This window comes from Stenotrophomonas sp. Iso1 (assembly GCF_027497995.1).
Lineage (GTDB): Bacteria > Pseudomonadota > Gammaproteobacteria > Xanthomonadales > Xanthomonadaceae > Stenotrophomonas.
Genome location: NZ_JAODBT010000002.1, coordinates 591,616 through 610,960, shown reverse-complemented (window position 1 = coordinate 610,960; position 19,345 = coordinate 591,616). Strand labels below are relative to the sequence as shown.

The window sequence follows — 19,345 nt, the reverse complement described above, 5'->3', positions numbered from 1 at the left end:
ATGTTTAGGCTCCAAATGCCACATGCAAAGGACCGTAGTCACGACATCTATTGATTTGCCTGCATCAAATCAACGCATCAGTCCCTCGTCTGTGCGCCGCCCCCATGCAAAGCTCAATCCAATCGCATGCTCTGACACTGAAACACGCGATATGTTGGCGGCGGCAGTCTGGCCGATACCTGCTGTGGCGTGCTTTTGGGGCTAGGTATGAAGTGCTGGCGTGGGTTTGGCTTTGTACCTGCGACGAAGTTTGCCATGCGGTCACTCGGTCTCATCCAGTGCGACAACCACCACGGACGATCACAGCATCAACCACAGGAGAAAGACGATGGATCGTTGGACTTGGATGGCAATACGGATGTATGCACCGGCGTTTGGACTGCTCGCAGGATCAATGCTGGCAACTTTCGCCATCGAAGGCATTCGGCAGTCCGCATTGCTTGCAGGCGTGTACCAAGCGGCTCAATGGTTACCGCTAATTGGCTTCGGTGTTGGAGCGCTGTGGATGCTGATCACCAGCTTCCGGCTATGGCGCTGGAATCGCGGCGAAAGCACCGATGTATGCGAATGCGGCGGACTGTTGGGCCGAGAGCGTGATGGCCGATATGGCGCGTATCGAAAGTGCCTGGCATGCACTCGGAACATCAACGAGCGGCATTGGCGTTGATGATTAGCATCACGCTTGTGTCCATCCCATGGAGAGGATGATGGAAAGACCCCAAGTTCCCCACCCCGAACCTGCTTGCCGAGTTGACTGATAGAAAAGATTGGGTTCTATTCTGCTTGAAAGGAATTCCACTCAGGTCAAGGATTCGGACGGTGTATTTTGAATAAGACGCTTTTGCAACCGTCGCACTGGCTTCAAGTGCTGACGGTTTTGGGGCTTGTGATCGTATCGAATGCGAGCGCGCAAGCAGTCCTACCTCCTGCCAACTTTCCTCAGAGCTACGTTCCAAGCGCAGATTATTGCTGGGGCACTAGCTGTTTCCGGACGCTAGTGGAGGCAGAGGCCGCGATGCGGGCGGGGCATCCGTTGATTGCACCCTGGCTGCGATTAAGCTCTAACAGCGCATACAGCTCTGTCCGATCCTCCTTGAATTACAGCGTAAAACCTCAGCCGCCCGCATCTTATTCGGTTCCTATGTATGCGATTCGTTCAGTTGCTTCCGGTGGCGAAGGCTGGTGTCCAAATTCCGTTGCGCGTGATGGCCCTAATATTGGTGGCGGCAAGTACTGTTACTCCGAACAAGAGATGATCCAAAATTTCATTGATCGCTGGGTTAAGCCCGGCGTAATGAGTACAGTTGGGGTCAATGATTGCGTCAATACCAATCCCCGCGTCGTAGGTGACTATTTTCTGCCTTATGTATCAGCCGAGCACACCTTGTTGCGCCAATCAAAGCATGTAACGCCAGAAGAGAAAAAAATTGTCTGGACGACAACATGTACCTATCAGGGAAAGTCCACCTCAGCGGAGGATTTTGCTGGACTCATACGCGTGCAGACGTACACCTGCCCCAACGGCCTCACGCCTCTGAATTGGACGAATGATCCTGCGTTGGCGTCCAAGCTGTGTGCATCGAATCAATTTGATCAAATAAAACTTGAGCGGCGCATGCAGGTCTCATCGTGTCCGGTTGGACATCCTTGTCATCCAATGACCGGTGACAAATCCAGAGCTGAGCAAGACTTTATCTTCGCGGGCCGTCCGTTTGTCCGCCACTACCATTCGCTGCGAGAACTAGTGCCAAGCGCCATGCCAATGGGCTTGGGTTGGACGCACAGCTTTGCCGCATGGACCATGCATCCCTCAAACCTGGGCGGCGTTGTAACCGCGAACGGAACCTTTGAACGCTTCCTTACTGTCGGCAGTGGAAACTATCAATTGCCCACGCGGAAGGCACGGTTCCGCATCCTTGCTGATGGACGATACGAATTGCGTTCTATCGCTGGGGAGGTTGAGATCTATTCCAGCGGTGGCCAGTTGTTGGAGATGCGCGATCTGGATGATCCTCGCAAGGATGTCGTGCTGAGCTATCAAACGGTTGCCGGAAGGGTGCAGCTAAAAACGGCGACCGACGTTGCAGGACGGCGATTGTTGTTTGACTACGATGAAGATGGGCTGCTCGTGCGAATTGGCCTTCCTGATGGACTGTCAGTTCTATACGGCTATCAAGATTCAAATTTGGTGTCGGTTGACTATGGAAATGGGCAGATCAAGCAGTACGTCTACGGAGAGCAGGGACTCGCGCCGAATGGTGATCAAGGACTGCTGACCGGCATCGTCTCTGAAGATGGAAGGCGCTATGGATCATTCGGGTACGACGCGTATAGCCGAGTCATCTCGAGCGCGTTGCATGATGATGCCGGATTGACGGAGGCAACTCAGCTGAGCTATCCGAGCCAGAATAGCGCGGCTGTGCAATCCATGACCGGGGAAGTCACCACATATACGACCAACAACGACCGACATCGCAAGCCAACTTCCATTGTGAGTACCGAACGATCGAGCGCGGCCACGTATGACTATTACGGTCGAGTGCAGTCGTCGACGGATACCAACGGTGTAGTTACACAAGTCACGCATGAGGCTTCCGGCAGAAGGTCAATTCAGGTAATTGGCGCAAATTCTACCGATGGCAGCAAACGGACCATTGAGGAAGGCTGGGAGGATTCGCTCAACCGCATCAGTGAACTTCGCGTCAAGAATGCAACTGGATTATTAGCATCCAAAGACAACTGGTCGTACAACGCTCGAGGCCAGGTCATTTCGGTTTCCAAGACGGACCCTGTTACCTCTTCAGTGATCTCCACCACAACTACCTACTGCGAAGATGCTTCAGTTTGCGGCCTGGTGGGCTTGCCGCTGCAGATTGATGGCCCCCGGACCGACATCAGCGATGCACTGACGTATTCCTACTATCTTGTCGACGATCCGGCCTGCACGCCTGCAGCCAATGACTGTTTGTTCCGCAAAGGTGATTTGTGGAAAGTCACCAACGCCAAAGGCCAAGTCACTGAGACGCTGGCCTATGACGGTGCCGGCAGAGCCATCATGGCCAAGGATGCCAATGGCGTCTTGAACGAATACGAATACGGCCCGCGTGGGTGGCTGCTGTCACATCGCGTAAACGGCGGTGGCGCGACCGACCGGGTGACGGAATTCGAATACTGGCCAACCGGGTTGATCTCTGGCATCACCCTGCCGGACGGCGGCTATACGGGTTACGTCTACGACGCGGCACATCGCCTCACTGATGTCTTGGATGGCGATGGTAACCGCATCCATTACACCTTGGATGGCGCTGGCAAGCGGATCAAGGAAGAAACCTTCGGGGCAAGCAATACCCTTAAGCGCAGCCTATCGCGGGTCTACGATGTCTTGGGACGCATGACCAAAGAGCGGGGCGCCGATGGCAATGGCCCCAGTTATAGCTACGGCCCGAGCGGCAACGCTCTCAGTACCACCGATGCTCAAGGCGTCAGTAGCACTGCGACCTACGACTCCTTGAACCGCCTCACGCAATCACTACAGGACGTAGGCGGCATAGCGGCCAGCACGCAGTTCGAATACGACGCACTGGACAACCTGACTCAAGTCACCGACCCCAAGGGGCTCAAGACCACCTACACCTACGATGGCTTGGGTCAGCTGCGAACCACCACAAGCCCGGATACCGGCAGCACCCAGCGCACTTACGACGAAGCTGGCAACGTCAAGACCAGCACCGATGCTCGTGGCGTCACCACGTCCTATACCTATGACGCGCTCAATCGGATGACGTCGAAGAGCTACCCCAGCCAAGGTGAGGATGTTGCCTATACGTACGACACCGTGCCGACCGTGTGTGCATCAGGGGAAGGCTTTGCGGTTGGGCGGCTCAGTTCAATGGCGGATGGCAGTGGACGCACGGACTATTGTTACAACCGTTTTGGCGATGTTGTCCGCAAGGCACAGCTAACCAACGGCAAGACCTTCGTGGTGCGCTACACCTACACCACCGGGGGCAACTTGGCCTCGGTGATCTATCCCGACGGCGCGGTGGCGGACTACGTACGTGATGGTCAGGGCCGCATCACCGAAATTGGCGTCACAAGCGGCAGCAGTGGACACCAGGTGCTGCTGACCGGGGCGAGCTACTTGCCCTTTGGACCCAGTACCGGCTGGCAATATGGCAACGGCCGGGCACTGGTGCGCAGCTTCGACACGGACTACCGGCCCACCGCCGTGGTGGACAGTGCGAGCCAGCTCAAGATCGGGCTGGGCTATGACACGACGAGCAAAATTGTCGCACTTGAGTCAGACAACTACACCGCTGGTTTTGATTACGACGCCCTAGGCCGCCTGAAAGCCTTCCGGGACACGACGGCCAATGTGGCGATTGAGCAATACAGCTATGACGCCACTGGCAACCGGCTGAGCTTCGGTAATGCAGGGATCACGACACCGTACACCTATGAGACAACCAGTCATCGCTTGACCTCGGTGGATGGCGTTACCCGCAGCTATGACGCGGCGGGCAACACCATAGGCACGTTGAGTGGCGTCAAGACCTTCGACCACAACCAAGCCAATCGGTTATCAAAGGTGCTAATGGGGGGCGTTGCCGCGCAAAGCTATGCTTACAACGCTCGCGGTGAGCGCGTGCAACGCGGGTTGGATGCGGCAAGCATCGTTTACTCCGCCTATGACGAGGCTGGGCGCTGGCTGGGTGACTACAATTCGCTCGGCAATCCGAAGCAACAGGTCATCTGGATGGATGACATGCCAGTAGGACTGCTGGCAGATGGCGTGCTGCATTACGTCGAGCCGGATCACCTAGGCACACCCCGCTTGGTGTTCAACCCCTTGCGTAACGTGCCGGTGTGGACGTGGGACATCAAGGGAGAAGCTTTCGGCAACAGCGTGCCAAACCAAGATCCCGATATCGACGACCAAGATTTCGTCTTCGATATGCGCTTCCCCGGCCAACGCTACGATGCGGTCAGTGGCTTGAACTACAACTACTATCGCGACTACGACCCGAGCTCGGGACGATATGTGCAATCCGATCCGATTGGGTTGGGTGGTGGAATCAGCACGTATGGGTATGTGGGTGGGAATCCGATGGGCGCGATTGATCCGTCGGGGCTGATAGACCTGAAGATCCCTGGAATTTCTGTCTCCATTCATGCTAATCCAGGCCCGGAGGTGACAGCATTTCGCGCAGAGCATGATCCGCCACATGTTCACTTGGGAAGTAATGACGGGCCAAGGATCAGTACGGAGAACTTTAAGCCGCTGTCTGATAAAGATGCTCGGAGGATGACTCGAGAACAAATGCGGATATGTGATTCATTGAGCGATAGTCAGAAGGCATTGGTCCGAGGACGGCAGGCGGCTGTTTTTAAATATGGAAAATACATACTAAGGGCGATGTCTATGCCCTTGGTCGGTGCTGACTCCCTCACGAACGCCTGCCGCTCAGATCCAATTGCATGCGCGCAGCTCATCGAGGCAGTCGGCCTTCCGGAAGGGTGGGATTAGTGATGACAAGAGATGAGTACCTCGAGCTTATGGAATTTCCGGAAGAGTGGATTTCCTTGGGGATGCTTCCGGTTGATCTTATTGATCAGCTTATTGCGGGTTATGTGCCAGGAAACGAGATGGCGTCTGAGCACGATCGAAATGGGGTATTTCATTGGTGGCTCGAGCAGTCGCCTGACAGGGGCGTTCTAGCCAAGCTCATTAGATTGTCGCTTGTGGATCCAGATCAAATCATGGCGACTGATGTCAGGCGCCACATTCTTGCAAGTGCACATGCGGATGATGAGCTGAGGTCTTTGGCGAACAAGTAGCTGGGATCGCCCCCGAGACGCGCACTGTCTGCATTGCACCCAAGTTAGCTGGGACGAATATGCCGAACTCCAGGACGCTCCCCTGCGTAATCCTAGCGGGTCGCAGCACGTCGTAAGCCTTGCTGCCCTGAAATGGCACCACGAGCAATGCGCCTGGTGATCGTCGCTAACCGTGGAACATGTGCAGATTTTTGTGTAAACGGAATTCGGGTTGCAACTGAGGGAGCCCCCCCCCCCCTCTCAAGCTGGATCGCAAGTCGGTTCATGGTTGCCTTTCAGTTAAATCGCGAAGGGAAATGACGAAAGAGGAGACCGGCTTACCACCGGCTTCCTCTTCTCCTAGTATTTGCTAACCTACTGATCCGCAAGGATCCCCACTGATTCGCCAAACGCATGACTGATGCGACGCTCTGAGGTTCAGAGCGATAACAGGCCAGTACATGCCAATGCGGACGAGGTCCGATCTGGTTCGCACTCGCAGCGAGTCTTCGATGTAGGAAGCCAAATCGAGAACGGAAACTCAGGGCAAAAGCGTCTTTCCGTAGGGATAGTCCTTAGTGGTTTCGTAGAGCACCATCCCAAAGGCAAGAATTGCGCCCTTCCAACCTGCCCCAAGAGCACGCAACGCGGCCTGCAACAGATCCTCTGCCGTTCGCGGCACACCTGTCAGATCAACGACCAACGCGCTCACAGGGGATTTTCCATCCAACCCATAGCGAAAAACGAAAGGGAGTGCTGCCTTCAACTTTCCGAGAAGGCTCCCGATACTTTCATGGTCTTCTACGCCGGGAACAGGGTAGTCGGACCGAATTGGATACTTGGTATCAAAATAGTTCGGACGGGTCGTGTCCCGCTCCTTTCCCGGGTCCTTCGGACCGAACCCTTTGCCGTTCCACATTTGTGGATTTGTGGGCAGAAACAACCCAATCAGCACGTTCTCATTGGCTGCGGTGCTCATGCTTCGATCCAGCAATAGAGCCTTGTAGCCCACGCTGGGAAGATGCACACCATTACGGCCCGATAGCTTAGTCAAATGCTCATCGAGCCGATTTGCAACATCATCGGCCTTTCCGAGGTAAACCAGATCATTCCCAAGATAGAGTTGGTAGACGCCTTGACGAGCGTTCAACCGTACTTGATCAGCCAAAAGCACAGCTAAGCTTCCCGCATTCAACGGGGTTATCGTTAGCGCATCCAGCGAACTTTTCAGCTGCTGCGAGATCGTTTCGAGGAAGTTGAAGTTGTATGCGGCGTGCATGCTTTCGTGCGGCTCTGTCCAAGGGTCCGAGCAACACTATCGGCGACAACGCGCACAAGGTCCACTGGCACAGCATTCCCGAGCTGCCTCATTGCTTCGCCCCAAGCTCCTTTGAAATGCCAGCTATCGGGAAACGTTTGTACCCGCGCAGCTTCTCGCACAGTCAAATAGCGGTAACTGCCATCAGGAAACGCAATCATGTTCTCACCGCCTGGCACTCCATGACCACCGGCCTTCAAGGTCTTGGACGGCGCATCGAACGGACTGCCCGTATGCCCTACGTATGGCTTCGCACCCGGCTGGAATCGGTGGTTGAAGACATCACCGCGATGATTCCGATCAGCGAACGGAGAAGGCAAATCAGAAACAGCTTCGCGAATTGTCTTCCACGGAAGCTGGGCAGACGCATTCCCCTTTGAAAGCTGCTCTACTTTGCGCAGCATGTTAGAAGGAATTTTGGGGCGCTTGATACCTGCGCGCTCCCAATACGCCCCTGTGACCCACTGATCATGCAACAGCCTTTCCTGCGAATGCGTTGGCGCCGGAAATGCCCAATTCGCGTTCACATCAGATCGAAAGCCAACAATAAAAATGCGTTCGCGACATTGCGGCACCCCATAGTCCGCAGCGTTGCGCACTTCGGAGAACAAAACGTTATAGGCCAAACCATCCTGCCGAGGACTTGACGTGTGATGCTGTTGAAGCCTCCGCAAATGACACTCCCAGCTTTCAGCGCTTTTCCGGATGATCTCAGGATAAGTCAGCTGCAACTTCGAGTACTCAAGGTAAGTAGCGAATGACTTCCGAGCCAAGCCGCGAACGTTCTCCATGATGAATGCTCGAGGCTTTGTCTCCCGCACTGCACGTATGAACTGCGGGATCATGTCGCGACGATCCTCCATTCCTCCGTGCTTTCCCCCAAGGGAAAACGGTTGGCACGGTGGGCCTCCGGCGACCAAATCAACGCCTTCGAACTCTCTAAAAGCAACGTGACTCACGTCCCCCTGGGACACCCTCCCCTTCCAACCATGAAGACCGGGAACAGCCTTTGCCTCGGCGTTTGCACGCAACGTGTCGCAAGCGTCTGCATTCCACTCAAACAACCCGGCATGCTTGAAGCCCGCCATATGCGTAGCCAAAGCGAGCCCACCGGCGCCTGTAAAAAGCTCAATCGAAGTCAGCGGGGAGGTGTTCTTAGCCATGGATTTCATTCTTTAGGGGCGTTGTCAAGGTGTATTTAACCTATTGGCAGCGCTAGATTTCAGTCGAGCATCAAGCCGCTCAAGCATAAGGGCAAGAAGTCTCACCGAGTGAGATATTTCCCCGTTGGCTGCAGGACCCGCCTTACGCAAAACGCCCGCTGATGAGCGGGCGTTGGTTGAGTCATTGATAGGTGAGGCGATTCCGGCTTTTACCGGCCAGCTTGCGAACGCGACGCTCTCCCAGCTGAGCTACCGCCCCACGCGGTGTCTGGATTCTAGCGCGCGTCTTCGACGTTCGCCAACAGGCTCCTTGCGCATGGGACCAGCTGGCTGACAAGGCCGCTGATCCCACGCTTCGTCATGGGCCTGTACCCCACAATCACGGCTTCGCAGCGGCCGGTGGTGCCAGCTCTGCGAAGACCGGGCCCATGGCGCCCATCGTTGCCTTGTCTGCGCCCATGTCTTCCGCCGCATTGGCAATGGCGATCAGGCCGTTGCCGCTTTCGGGGAACAGTGCCACCCACGCCAGCCAATTGCCGTCCGAGCCACCGTGCGTGAGCACCGGACCCCTGCGCCCGGCAATGGATGGCTGCACGCCCCAGTCCATGGCAGACGGACTACCGCTCTGCGGGGTCTGCATCAAACGGTAGGACGCCGGGGTCAGCAGCTTGCCCTTACCGCGACTGCCGGCCATCTGATCAATGGCAAACTTGGCCATGTCCTGCAGCCGCATGTGCACGTTGCCGGCCGGCGTGTACATCGGCGGAACGCCATCGTCTGACTTCTGCGGCGCGGTGGTCACCGGCTTACCGGCGCGATGACCTTGCGGCTGATCCGCGGACGTCGGGCCGAATCCAGCGCTATCCATTCCCAGCGGCTCGAATACTTCGCGCCGCATCAATGTTTCGAAATCGGTGCCGGTGACGCGCTCGGCTATCACGGCGGCAATCAAAAAGCCGCTGTTGCTGTAGGCAAACTCATTACCCGGCACATTGACCGGCGCCTCCTGCAGTGCTGCACGAATGTACGCCTCACGCTGTACCGGCAACGCACGGGTATCGGTGAAGAAGGCATCCAGGGCAGCAGCATCCTGCAAATTCTCCGGCAATCCCGCGCGGTGCGACAGCAACTGGGTCAGGGTGATGTTGCTGTACACCGGGTTGATCGTGGTGAGGTCTGGCAGCATCTTCGACAACGGCGCCTCCCAATCCAGCAGCCCCTGCTCCGCCAAGCGCGCAATCAAAGCAACGGTCATGGGCTTCCCGGTAGAGCCGATCAGCCACACGTCATCGGTCTGGGCAGCCACCGTACTGTCGTTGCGACGCACGCCACGGACCGACTGCCGCTCCACCTTGTCGTCGCGGATAACCAGCATCGCAACCGCGGGCGTCTGCGTGCCCTCCATCGCGGCTGTAAGGATGGGGTCCAGGCTGTTATCTGCCGACGCATTCGCACTCAGCGTGGCGCCGAGCACCAACGACAGCCCGAAAAAAAGACGAGATGCGCCTGAAGCTTGGCGCGTCCAACGTGAACTGCAACGTGCGGTAGTCGCCATGGTGCCTCCTGAGCAGAAACGATGAGGGCGCAACGTCGCAACAGCGTCACTGCGGCCGTTGTGAGTAGACGGCAATTCATACTGCGGAGGCGCGCCATGAGGTCACTAGTGCCATCCGGCATACGTCACAACGGCAGGGGATATGACAGCAGCTGCATCACAACATTCGACACTGTGCGAATGCCGATCGCAGCAACACGCCTCCTGCATATTCCGCATGCTCGTCGCGTTATTTGTCGGAGCAAACGCATCCCCGAAGAATGGATAAGCAGCCTGACCGAGTCGACGCGGGGCGAGACCGAAAGATGAAGCCCCTACTGGTGTACGAACGGCATGCGCAGCAGGAAGAGAGGTCCAGCGAAACTGTACCTGCATGTAGAAAGCCTGCAATCGCGCATGCTGCGATTGCGGGCCTTCTTGGCTTCAGGGAGAGTTCCCGCTTCGCGGCTTACGCCGCTCCTTCATGTGCACTGCGCACGACTGACAATTGACTACACCTGTCTGCGCTCGATGAAGTCACTGGCCCGCTTTGCGGCGGTAATCCAGCGGCGGCGTATCCCGCTGCAACAGCGGCTGATAACGGAAGTCCTTGCCGCGTCGTTCGTCGAACTCCTGCCGGGCCTTGCGCACGGTATCCGGTGACTGCAGCAATTGCACTGCCGCCAATGCCATCACCTTGGCGGCGTTCAACGCGCCCTTGTCGCCGATGCTCATGCCCGATGCAGCCACCGCCTGCCAGCTGTGGGCCGGGGTACCAGGCACCCAAGTGGCGGTACTTAGGCCGACAGTGGGGACATTCCAGCTGACGTCGCCGACGTCGGTTGACGCACTACCGGCAGCGTCGGCGCGATACGGCTGCAGCAGCAGCGCGGTGTCCAGCTTGGGGCGTTTTTCCAGTGTCTGCTGCATGCGTTGGGCAAAGGCCTGCTCGGCGGCGTCGTAACGCACACCACCCACCTGCTGCAACGCGGCCTGCATCACCTGCCCCAATGTGTCATTCGGCAGCAGCGAGAACACGCCGCCGGTCTGTTCGAACTCGACCGAAGTGCCCGTTCCCATCGCTGCGCCTTCAGCAGCCTTGTGCAGACGCTCGAACACATCGCGCACTACGGCCGGATCGGTGTGGCGCACATAGTAGTAAGCCTCGGCGGCATCCGGCACCACGTTGGGTGCAGCGCCGCCGTTGCTGATGACGTAATGGATGCGAGTGCCATCGGGCACATGCTCACGCATCAGGTTGGCCATGTAGTTGAAGGCTTCTACGCCGTCCAGCGCGGAGCGGCCACGCTCTGGTGCGATGGCCGCATGTGCAGCGCGGCCGTGGAAACGAAACTTGCCGCTGGTGTTGGCCAGTGTGGTGCCCTGCGCGGCAGAGTTGTCGGCGGACGGATGCCAATGCAGCACAACGTCTACGTCATTGAACAAGCCCGCCTTGGTCATATAGACCTTGCCCGAGCCACCCTCCTCGGCCGGCGTGCCATACAGGCGTACCTCGCCCTCATTACCGGTGTCCTTCAGCCACTGCGCGACAGCGCGTGCCGCACCTACCGAGGCTGCACCGAACAGATTATGACCGCAGGCCTGTCCAGCTTCCTGCCCCGGGATTTCCATGCGCGCTGGCTCGGCCGCTTGTGCCATGCCCGGCAATGCGTCCATCTCCGCGAGCAGGCCGATAACCGGGCCGTTGCCGCGTGTGCCGAACGTCGCTACAAATGCGGTTGGCATGCCGGCGACACCGGCCTGGATGCGGAAACCGGCGTCGCGCAACTCCCGCTGCAGCAGCGCCGACGACTCCGTTTCCAGGTAGCCCAACTCTGGGTGCTGCCACAACGCCTTGCCGACTTCGGCCTGACGCGGCGCATATGCATCCAGAACCGCCGTCACATCCACCGGCGCGCCCCATGCGTTGCTGGCAGATAGCAGGCACCCCAGTAACGCCGCACGCAACAGAGTAGGTTTCATGGCCGGGTTCCCACAGCTCAATAGAAGGTGACGTTGTCGATCTCGAACCAGACCTTGCTGCCGGGCTCGCCGCCTGCGGAGAACACCAACTGCTGCAGGTCATCGCCTTTCCATTCGGCAACCGGTGCCTTGGCGCGAAACGGCGGCTGGCCCTGTAGGGCGGTGAACGGCACTTCCACGGTGCGCCATTGCGGTTGCGCCTGCAGCGGCGCGATGAAGCGACGATTGCCCAGCGCGCGCACTTCCAGCCGCAGTTCCGGCGAACTGCCACGCAGTTCGAAACGGATGCCGTGATGCGCCCGTGCGTCCACCGGTGCCACCGAACCTCGGCTCAGCGGCAGGATCGCCGCCGCAAAGGCGCTGTCCTTGCTCGACAGCTTGGCCTGCGTGGCCAGTGCATTACCGCCGGTCTCGCGGGCAACCACTTCGGTCACCTGCACGGTGCGGTCGTTGCCACCATCGGCCTCGTCGATGCGCAGGGTATCCAGCGCCGTCCGCCCGTCGCCGCGCTCGAAGTCATCCACCAATGCCGCCACCGGCTGCGCTGGCAAGGCAAGCGCGCGGTTGCCGGCTGGCAGCACGGTGCCCTTGCCATGTACCTGACGTCCCGCCACATACACCAGCTGCGTGTTGCGAATATCGCCGATGTGCGTCCACGGCTGCCCCTTCACCAGCAACAGGTCAGCGCGCTTGCCGATTTCGATGGTGCCGCGATCGTCCACGCCCAGCGCCTTGGCGCTGTGCGCGGTGCCGGCGAGCAGCGCTTCAGCCGGCGTGAGCCCGGCGTCCACCAGCAGCTCAAGCTCACGCAGCGTGGAGCTGCCATGCGGCGTACCGGTCATGCCGGCATCGGTACCCACCACTACCGGAATGCCGGCATCGTGCAGCGCCTTGACGTTGCCCAAGGCGTTGGCGAAGTTGTGCTCGCGCTGGCGCAGTACATCCGGCTTGGTGCCAGTACGGCCACTGCCATCCACCCGCTCCGGCAGGTACACCGCCAGCGACGGCGCATAGGCCGTGCCATGCGTGCGCATCAGTTCGATCAGCTCCGCGTCGACCGGGCCGTCCTGCACGCTGTGGGCGATGACATCCACACCGGCGCGTGCAGCAGCCTTGCCGCGCTTGACCATCACGGTGTGCGTGAACACCTTCAACCCGTGCTTGTGCGCCTCATCAACCAGCGCGGTGAGGGTTTCCTCGTCCATGCTGCTGTTATCGGCGGCGTTGGAGTAACGCCAGCCATCGGTGAAGGCCTTGATGAAATCTGGCTTGTACGCGGCCACGGCCTGCACGCCTGCACGCGCGGACTCAGATGTATTGACCCAGCGAGTGGTGTTTTCGTCGCCCCAGTCGGCACCGTGGCCCAACGGCGTGCTCATGCGGGCGGCGAACTTCACGTCCGGCGCGGCAATGGACGCCAACCACTGCCGGCGCGGCGCGTAGGCTTCCGGCGGTTCGTGGAAATCGCTGACCGTGGTCACACCGGCGGCCATGTACAGATTCGCTACCTGCGGCAGTGCCGACGGCACCGCGTTCGGCGTCCAATGCGTATGCAGGTCGAACAGGCCCGGCAACAACGCCTGACCGCGCGCATTCGCCACGCGAGCGCCCTTTGGTGCGACAAGGCCTTCGCCGATGGCTGCAATCTTGCCGCCCTCGACCAAAACGCTGGCCGGGTACGCGGCGCGGCCGGTTCCGTCGAACACCATCGCATCACGGATCAGAAGCGTCTGCGTGTCACTGGCTATCGCCACCACACTGACCTGCCCTGCTCCCAGCAGCAGTGCGGTGATCAGCGCCAGTCGACGGATGCGTCGGTTGTTGTTGTGCATGTTCAATCCCGAATTCATTGCAAGGACCCCGCCACGTGCGGCGCGGCTTCCGGTGAGCGCAGGCGGACTTCATTGCCGCGCTGCTCCACCACCAATCCCAGGCTCAACCCAACGCTGCGGGCAAAGCCGAGCGGATCGCTGGCCGAGTACAACCCAACGATGCGGCGGCTCCCCACCAATGGGTCGTCAATGATGATGCGCGTGTCGCTGTAGCGCAGGAACTGTGCGGCCGCCACTGACAAGGTGTCTCCATTGAAGGACAGCATCCCTTCGCGCCAAGCCAACTGCTGCTGCAGGTCTTCGCTGAGTACCGGCTCGATACGGATGCCGTGGCTGCGATTGGCCAGCGCACGGTAGTTGGCCACCAGCCGTGTCGGCGCCACCGCACCCTGCACGTCAGCCACATCCACCACGCCTTCGCGCACCAGCACTTCCACGCCACCACTGCGGCGCTCAGTGAGACTCACCGCGAAACTGGTACCCACGGCGGTGACATCGGTCTCCTCGGCGCGCACCACGAACGGCCGCCCCGGGTTCTTGGCGACATCAAACAACGCCTCACCTTGCAGCAGGCGGATATCGCGACGCTTGTCGCTATAGCTCACCCGTACCTGCGAATCCGAATCCAGCGTGATCGCTGACCCATCCTGCAGCGGCACGCGCAGGATCTCTCCCTTGCGTGTGGCGTAGTACTCGGCGCCGTCATCCTGGCGATGCACACCGATCGCCAGCAGGCTGACCATTGCCGCAATGCCCGCCGCCCATTTGAACAGCCGCCGTGCACGCCGCACGGGTACCCGCGCGGTAAACGCACGGTCCATATCGCCGGCCGACAGCGCGCGCGCACGATCGGTCCGTGCCAGCACCGCGTGGGCGCGGGCGTATGCACCGAAATGGCGACTGTCGGCCTGCAGCCAGACATCGCGCTCTGCGACGGCCGCTGGCGTCAGCGGTGCGCGGTCCTCGCGCGCCACCCAAGCCGCGGCAATGTCATCAATCCCGTTATCAGCGTTTGCGCGCATGCCATGTTTCTCCTGCATCAGGCTGATCCTTGCCCTGCTTCGTCCCGTTGTCATCGCGCTTCATCGCTTCCATCAATACCCGAATGCCTTTGCAGATGTGTTTCTCCACGGTGTTCTCGCTTATCTGCATGCGCTGCGCGATCTCGCGCTGCGAGTAACCCTCCACTCGCCGCAGCACGAAGGCTTCACGGCATTTGTCGGGCAGGCCGTCAATCAATGCACCGATACGCGCCAGTTCCTGCCGAGAGGATGCGGTGCGCTCCGGGCATACCTCATCGCCGCTGATGGCGACGTGGTCGATCTCGGCCACAGCCTCGATCGACACCACCTGCGCGCGTCTCAACTGTTGCAGAACCACCGATTGCGCTACCGAGTAGACGTAGGCACGCGGCTGGCGAACGTGCGACACATCCGGCATCCCCGCCAGGATCGCGTAGGTCTCTTGGACCACGTCATCGGCGTCCTGACGCACCGACAACCGGCGCTGCAACCAATTGCGCAGCGCCGGCTCGCAGGGCAGCACGTGCTCGGCCAGCCACAACGCCCGCTCTTTCGCCTGCGCTGCCGTCATGACAGCGCCTGGCCGATGCCCGGCAACTGCCGGGCCATGTTGCTTGCGGCACGCAACGTCATCAGAACGCCTTGCTGACGTTGACGTACCAATAGCGCGGATACGCCTGGTACACGCCGGACGGATATCCAAACACGTCATCCGACACCGGCGGGCGCTTGTTGGCGAGGTTATTGGCACCCACCTTCAGCGACACACCCTGGAGCCAGCCTTCGCGTTCGAAGTCGTACTTCACGAACGCATTGGCCAGCGTCTGCGACTTGACCGTCCACGGCGTGCCGTCGGCCAATGTCAGACCATTCTCAACATAGGAGCTGGCGTAACGCGCGGTGGCGCCCACCGACAGTTGCTGGTAACGCCACGTCAACGTACTGGCCCACTTCCATTCCGGGTTGCCGCCGTTGCCAATCAGATCACCACCGCCGGTGATGCGGATGGACGGATCCACCAAGCCGCTGGCCTTGGCATCCTCCAACGCCTGCAGCGCCGGTGAACGCTGGCGATAGAACTCGATCAGGTGCGTACCGGTAACCGACACATCAAAACGGCCGATGCGGGTTTCCGGCGAATTCCAGCTGAAGTTGTAATCCACGCCACGCAGCGTCTGCGGCTCCAGATTGACGTACTGGTCAGTGACGTAAAGCACCTTGCCAGCCGGGCTGAGTCCAGTCCCGGCGAAGCGTGCAATCTCGTCGGCAGTGGCATCGGCACGCACGACGGCGGCGTTGCTGCCGCCCTGCTGGCGCAGGATGTAATCCAGGATCAGCGCGTTGCCTTCGCCGAACAGGCCGATGATGCCTTCCTGCTCATACTTGTAGTAATCCACCGCGAAGGTGAAACGGCCGTAGTTCTCCGGGATGAAGCGCGGCTGGAACACCAGACCGGCGCTGGTATTGGTGGAGGTTTCTGGCTTCAGGTCCGGGTTGCCAGAGCGACGCGCGGTGGTCGAATACGTGTAGCCGCCGCAACCGGCAACCGACGCCTGCGCACCGCTACGCGCATCGGCCTCGCACTGGATGTAATCGGTGCGGTTGTTGGAACGGCTCACCACCGTGGCGTTGATCTGCTCCAGGTTCGGTGCACGGAAACCCTTTGCCCATGACGAGCGCAGCGTCAGGCCGTCGAAGATCTGCCAACCCAGCGCCACCTTCGGCTTGGCGACATTGCCGAAGTCGTTGTAGCGCTCGGCACGGCCGGCCAACTGCAGGTCCAGCGAACGCACCAGCGGCACATTCATTTCCGGCGACACCAACGGCACCGAGAACTCGGCGAACAAACCGGCAACCGTACGCGAACCGTAGGTGTCCGGGGTCGGGCTCACGCCGTACATGTCGCTGGGGTATGCCACACCGGTGATGGCGTCGGTGAAGGTCACCGAGCCGTCGACGCGTGAGTCGCGATCATCGCTCTGGGTTTCGTGACGGATCTCGAAACCGGCTGCCATGCCCACCTCACCGGCCCAGGTCTTGAACAGGTCCGGACGCGAGACCTTGAAGTCCCACAGGAACAGCTCGGTTTGGGCCGTACGCTTGGCCTTGTAGAAAAACTGGTCCAGCTTGTCCCAGTCGTTGCAGCCACCGCAGAACGGGTTGTAAGCACTCGCAGTCGGGTTAGCCAATGCCTGCTGGAACAACGACATGCTCACCGCATCCTGCGTGTCCTTGACCTTGGCCTTGGAGTACAGCGCGGCGCTTTCCCAGTCAAAGCCGTAGTGGAAACCACGCAGGCCAGCCAAGGCACGGACCTGGGTGTTGTTGACCTCGATACGGGTCGGGCGCTCGAAGCGATAGCTGGTGATGGTGACTGGCACGCCATCCTGGCCGACGTTCAAGCCCTGCAGGCGGTTCGGGTTGAGCGAGCCGTCCGGCAGGTACATCGCACCAAACGGGTTCCAGTAATTGCTCGCAGCCACTGTCATCGGCAGCGCGGTGATGGTGTTGACGCCGTTCTGCAGGCTGTAGGCACGCGAGTTGTACAGGCCGGCTTCGCTGAAGAACGAAATGCCGTTGTCAAAGTCGTGCTTGCCGGTGACAAACAGGTTGAGGCGGCGCACATCCGGGGTGATCGACAGCGGGTGCTGCGACTGCTGGTTGTCACGCAGGTTGGCGTCGACGCCCGAGGTGGCCTTGCTGCCGGACTGCACGCATACGCCATCGGCGATGGTCGCGCCGCAGCCGCTATTGGTGGTCGGCTGCACATGGAAGGCACCGGCGGCGGTGGTCAGCCAGGTGCCGTTGCGCGAAACCCGTGGGCCATTGGCAGTGAAATTGCCCCAGGGACTGTTGGTGTTGCGGTTGTCCACGCCGGGCAAGCCTTCAAACGGCGTACCCATGAAATCGGCGGCACGGTTGCCATCGCGCGTCCAATCCTGGTCCAGCGAGTTCAAGCCAGTGGTGTTGTAGTAATTGAACGCAATGGTGATGTTGGAGCGCAGGTCTTCGGAGTTCTTGCCCCACATGCCATTGACGCCGACATCGCTCAGGTCGGTCCCTTCACCGAAGCCCTTCTGCACACTGATGGTGCCGCCGTCCATGTCGTCGCGCAGCACGTTGTTGACCACGCCGGCCACCGCATCGGTGCCGTAGATCGCCGCAGCGCCATCGAGCAGCACTTCCACTCGGCGCAAGTTGGACACTGGCACCGCGTTGGCGTTGTAGGTCAGCACCGGCACCAGATTGCCGTCGGCCTGGCTCATCGGATGCACGACGGTACGGCGGCCGTTGATCAGCAGCAGGGTATTGCCCACGCCCAGGCCACGCAGGTTGACCGAGGCAATGTCGCCACGCGCGTAATTGGAGCTGTTGCCGCCATTGGTGCCGCTGAAGGACACGTCGCCCATCTGCGGGATCGAGCGGTACAGGTCATCACCGGACACCGCGCCGGTGGCTTCGATCTGCTCGGCCTGCAATGTGGTCACCGGCAGGATCGCGGCCGACTTGCTGCCCTTGATCTGGCTGCCGACCACGGTGATCTGGTCCAGCGTGCTTACGTTCGGATTGGCCGGCGCTGCCGGTTCGGCGGCCACCGGCTCGGTCTGAGCCGCCTGGGTCAGGCCCAGCCCGCCCAGCCCACCCAGCGACGCAAGCATCGGCGAGGCCGCGCGCAGGGTGATGGTGCGGCCATCGTCCGAGGCCACGGTCAAGCCGGTGCCGTCCAGCAGCCGGCTCAGCGCCTGGCGTGCGTCCATCTGGCCTTTAAGCTGGGCCACCGCCATGCGCCCCTGTGCGCCCGAATGTGCCGGTGCAATGATCTGAATGCCCGCCTGGCGGGCGAATTCAGGAAGTACATCCTCGATGTTGCCCGCATCGATATCGAACTGCGGTGGCGCTGCCAGCGCCGGAACGGCGGTACACAGGGCCACGACTGCCAAACCGCCGCGGATAGCGCTTGCAAGCGGCAACAACTTGAATGAACGCATTGATGTATCCCCAGAAAATGTCGCGAAAAGCGGCAACTACTGCCCCTTGCATGCTTTGATGCACGGGCGCGCAGGTTCCGCCATGCGACGCGCACATTGTTTCCCAGGTTTGCATACCTGCGCTCGCGCAGCCCGCCATACGCCGTAGTATCCTTCGGCGACAACTTACCCGGATCGGAGGTCCGCGCCACATGCGCTTTCGCCCCAAGTACGTCCTGATCACCGCGCTCACGCTTGCCCTTGCTGCCTGTGGCGGTGGAGCGGTCAAGCGCGTGTCGGAACCAGCCGCCAGCATCCAGCAGCTCACCGTCGGCAATGACGGCAGCTGGGATGTCGAGCTGCGCCTGCGCAATTACAGCTCCATGCCGATGCGCTTTGACACGGTCTCGCTGACAGTCAAGGTCGGCGATGAAAGCGCCGGCACGCTCAGCGCCACGCCGGCCCTGTCGATCGGCCCAGAATCGGCCGATGTCATCAAGGTCCACCTGCAGCCGGCGTCCTCGGCCCGCATCGTGATGGCCGATTCCCTGGCCGGCGGCCGCTCGCTGTTCTACGAACTGGAAGGCACCATCAGTGCCACACCGGAAGAGAAGAAGCAGCGCAGCTTCGAGGTCAAATCCCGCAACAGTCTCAACCAGGCACCGGGTCTACCCGGCGTGCTGCGCTGAGCTGCCAACCCCGTTTCCC

At 60.1% G+C, this 19,345-nt stretch carries 11 protein-coding genes; 3 read left to right on the top strand and 8 right to left on the bottom strand.

The annotated features are described in order from the left end of the window. The first annotated feature begins 328 nt into the window (after positions 1 to 328). Positions 329 to 667 carry a hypothetical protein gene (locus PAN08_RS11675; RefSeq protein WP_269791661.1) on the top strand — a complete coding sequence of 113 codons (339 nt, stop codon included), beginning with the start codon at positions 329 to 331 and terminating at the stop codon, positions 665 to 667. A 474-nt stretch (positions 668 to 1,141) separates the two neighbouring features. Further along, positions 1,142 to 5,527, top strand: a complete 4,386-nt coding sequence (locus tag PAN08_RS11670; RefSeq protein ID WP_269791660.1) for an RHS repeat-associated core domain-containing protein — start codon at positions 1,142 to 1,144, stop codon at positions 5,525 to 5,527. 831 nt (positions 5,528 to 6,358) lie between these two features. On the opposite strand, the gene PAN08_RS11665 is transcribed toward PAN08_RS11670, so the two are convergent. The 8 genes from PAN08_RS11665 to PAN08_RS11630 all read right to left on the bottom strand — a co-directional run bounded on the left by PAN08_RS11665 (position 6,359) and on the right by PAN08_RS11630 (position 18,658). After that, positions 6,359 to 7,096, bottom strand: coding sequence for a GIY-YIG nuclease family protein (locus PAN08_RS11665; RefSeq protein ID WP_269791659.1), 738 nt, complete (start codon positions 7,094 to 7,096; stop codon positions 6,359 to 6,361). Further along, positions 7,045 to 8,298: a DNA cytosine methyltransferase gene (locus PAN08_RS11660; protein WP_269791658.1), complete on the bottom strand. Its 1,254-nt coding sequence runs from the start codon at positions 8,296 to 8,298 to the stop codon at positions 7,045 to 7,047. The genes PAN08_RS11665 and PAN08_RS11660 overlap by 52 nt, the downstream gene beginning before the upstream one ends. 379 nt (positions 8,299 to 8,677) lie before the next feature. Then, positions 8,678 to 9,853, bottom strand: a complete 1,176-nt coding sequence (locus tag PAN08_RS11655) for a serine hydrolase domain-containing protein (protein WP_269791657.1) — start codon at positions 9,851 to 9,853, stop codon at positions 8,678 to 8,680. Between the two features lie 516 nt (positions 9,854 to 10,369). Continuing rightward, complete coding sequence (locus PAN08_RS11650; protein WP_269791656.1) at positions 10,370 to 11,815, bottom strand: amidohydrolase; 1,446 nt, start codon at positions 11,813 to 11,815, stop codon at positions 10,370 to 10,372. A gap of 17 nt (positions 11,816 to 11,832) precedes the next feature. Next, the gene (locus PAN08_RS11645; protein ID WP_269791655.1) at positions 11,833 to 13,647 is read right to left on the bottom strand and encodes an amidohydrolase family protein; all 1,815 of its coding nucleotides are present in this window, start codon (positions 13,645 to 13,647) and stop codon (positions 11,833 to 11,835) included. A 14-nt stretch (positions 13,648 to 13,661) separates the two neighbouring features. Then, positions 13,662 to 14,669 carry a FecR domain-containing protein gene (locus tag PAN08_RS11640; RefSeq protein ID WP_269791654.1) on the bottom strand — a complete coding sequence of 336 codons (1,008 nt, stop codon included), beginning with the start codon at positions 14,667 to 14,669 and terminating at the stop codon, positions 13,662 to 13,664. Next, positions 14,653 to 15,240, bottom strand: coding sequence for an RNA polymerase sigma factor (locus tag PAN08_RS11635; protein ID WP_269791653.1), 588 nt, complete (start codon positions 15,238 to 15,240; stop codon positions 14,653 to 14,655). The genes PAN08_RS11640 and PAN08_RS11635 overlap by 17 nt, the downstream gene beginning before the upstream one ends. Before the next feature lie 61 nt (positions 15,241 to 15,301). Beyond that, a complete protein-coding gene (locus PAN08_RS11630; RefSeq protein ID WP_269791652.1) occupies positions 15,302 to 18,658 on the bottom strand; it encodes a TonB-dependent receptor in 3,357 nt (1,118 codons plus the stop codon). A 191-nt stretch (positions 18,659 to 18,849) separates the two neighbouring features. Between PAN08_RS11630 and PAN08_RS11625 the strand changes: the two genes are divergently transcribed. Continuing rightward, positions 18,850 to 19,326, top strand: coding sequence for an LEA type 2 family protein (locus tag PAN08_RS11625; RefSeq protein WP_269791651.1), 477 nt, complete (start codon positions 18,850 to 18,852; stop codon positions 19,324 to 19,326). Positions 19,327 to 19,345 lie beyond the last annotated feature (19 nt).

What these genes read in the sequence shown, in the direction of transcription:
- PAN08_RS11675 (WP_269791661.1), top strand. Translation starts at nt 329, where the DNA reads ATGGATCGTTGGACTTGGATGGCAATACGGATGTATGCACCGGCGTTT.
- PAN08_RS11670 (WP_269791660.1), top strand. Translation starts at nt 1,142, where the DNA reads ATGTATGCGATTCGTTCAGTTGCTTCCGGTGGCGAAGGCTGGTGTCCA.
- PAN08_RS11665 (WP_269791659.1), bottom strand. Translation starts at nt 7,096, where the DNA reads ATGCACGCCGCATACAACTTCAACTTCCTCGAAACGATCTCGCAGCAG.
- PAN08_RS11660 (WP_269791658.1), bottom strand. Translation starts at nt 8,298, where the DNA reads ATGGCTAAGAACACCTCCCCGCTGACTTCGATTGAGCTTTTTACAGGC.
- PAN08_RS11655 (WP_269791657.1), bottom strand. Translation starts at nt 9,853, where the DNA reads ATGGCGACTACCGCACGTTGCAGTTCACGTTGGACGCGCCAAGCTTCA.
- PAN08_RS11650 (WP_269791656.1), bottom strand. Translation starts at nt 11,815, where the DNA reads ATGAAACCTACTCTGTTGCGTGCGGCGTTACTGGGGTGCCTGCTATCT.
- PAN08_RS11645 (WP_269791655.1), bottom strand. Translation starts at nt 13,647, where the DNA reads ATGCACAACAACAACCGACGCATCCGTCGACTGGCGCTGATCACCGCA.
- PAN08_RS11640 (WP_269791654.1), bottom strand. Translation starts at nt 14,669, where the DNA reads ATGCGCGCAAACGCTGATAACGGGATTGATGACATTGCCGCGGCTTGG.
- PAN08_RS11635 (WP_269791653.1), bottom strand. Translation starts at nt 15,240, where the DNA reads ATGACGGCAGCGCAGGCGAAAGAGCGGGCGTTGTGGCTGGCCGAGCAC.
- PAN08_RS11630 (WP_269791652.1), bottom strand. Translation starts at nt 18,658, where the DNA reads ATGCGTTCATTCAAGTTGTTGCCGCTTGCAAGCGCTATCCGCGGCGGT.
- PAN08_RS11625 (WP_269791651.1), top strand. Translation starts at nt 18,850, where the DNA reads ATGCGCTTTCGCCCCAAGTACGTCCTGATCACCGCGCTCACGCTTGCC.